Source organism: Streptomyces pathocidini (assembly GCF_001418495.1).
Classification (GTDB): Bacteria; Actinomycetota; Actinomycetes; order Streptomycetales; family Streptomycetaceae; genus Streptomyces; species Streptomyces pathocidini.
Window position 1 is genome coordinate 1 of sequence record NZ_LIQY01000270.1, and the last position, 1,373, is coordinate 1,373.

Consider the following 1,373-nt stretch of genomic DNA (forward strand, 5'->3'; position numbering starts at 1 on the left):
AACGGCGCCGGCAAGTCCACCCTCGTACGCCAGCTCACCGGCCTGATGCGCCCCGACGAGGGCAGCGTCGCGGTCCTCGGCCACGATCTCGTACGCCATCCGGAGCGCGCCGCGCGCCTCATCGCGTACCTCGGCCAGGAGTCCAGCGCGCTGGACGAGTTGACCGTCGGGCTGGCCGCCGAGACCACCGGCCGGCTGCGCGGCCTCGACGCCCGCACCGCGCGGGCCGAGCGCGACGCCGTGCTCGACGAGCTGGGCCTCACGCCGCTGGCCGCCCGCCCCCTGAAGAAGCTCTCCGGCGGCCAGCGCAGGCTCGCCTGCTTCGCGGCGGCGCTGGTCGGCGAGCGCCCGCTGCTCGTCCTGGACGAGCCGACCACCGGCATGGACCCGGTCGCCCGGCGCGCCGTGTGGGCCGCCGTGGACCGGCGCCGGGCCGAGCGCGGCGCGACCGTGGTCCTGGTCACCCACAACGTCATCGAGGCCGAGACCGTCCTGGACCGCGTCGCCGTTCTGGAGCGCGGCCGGGTCATCGCCTGCGACACCCCGGGCGGGCTGAAGGCCCTCGTCGCGGACGAGGTGCGGCTGGAGCTGGTGTGGCGGGACCGCGCCCCGCTCGACGTCCCCGAGGTCGCCGCGCTGCGCGCCTGCGCGCGCGAGGCCGGGCGCCGCTGGGTGCTGCGGCTCGCCCCGGACGAGGCGCGCGCGGCGGTCGCCGCCGTCACCGGCGGCTCGGCCTTCGCCGCCCTCGACGACTTCACGCTGGCCACCCCGAGCCTGGAGGACGTGTACCTCGCGGTGGGCGGCCGGGCGGGAGGGCTGGTGAAGGGTGACTGAGACAGGCAGGGCGCGTGCGGCGGGCAGGGCGCGCCGCACGCCCGTGTCGGAGCATCCGCCCGTGTCGGACTGTCCTCCCGCATCCGGCCGTCCGGCAGTGGCGCATCCGCCCGTACCGAACAGGAGCAGCGCAACGTGAGTGTCGTGCCCGCGGAGGCGGTGTCCGGACGGCTCCCGGAGCCGGAGGCGATGAGGGCGGACGGTACGGCGGCGGGCCCGCGCCCCGGCACGGGAGCCGCCCCGCTCGCCCCCCGCGCCCGCCTGCTGCCCGCGCTCGGCGCCGTCTACCGCGCGCAGCTGTCGCGGGCCCGGGTGGCGCGGATCCCGCTGCTGTTCGTGGCCACCTTCCAGAGCATCGGGATCATGGTGCTGATGCGCGGCGTCGTGGACGGCGGGGCCGAGGCGCGGGCCGTGGTCGCCGGGTCGAGCGTGCTCGTGGTGGCCTTCGTGGCGCTCAACCTCCTCGCCCAGTACTTCGGCCAGCTGCGCGCCAGCGGCGGGCTCGACCACTACGCGACCCTGCCCGTGCCGCCCGCCGC

At 77.5% G+C, this 1,373-nt stretch carries 1 protein-coding gene and 1 pseudogene; both read left to right on the forward strand.

What is annotated here, in order from left to right; translation table 11 throughout:
• A partial coding sequence (locus AOK16_RS14505) for an ABC transporter ATP-binding protein (protein WP_055472677.1) occupies nucleotides 1-834 on the forward strand: 834 nt, incomplete at its 5' end.
• A gap of 135 nt (nucleotides 835-969) precedes the next feature.
• Nucleotides 970-1,373: pseudogene (locus AOK16_RS14510) on the forward strand (ABC transporter permease); the annotation flags it as partial.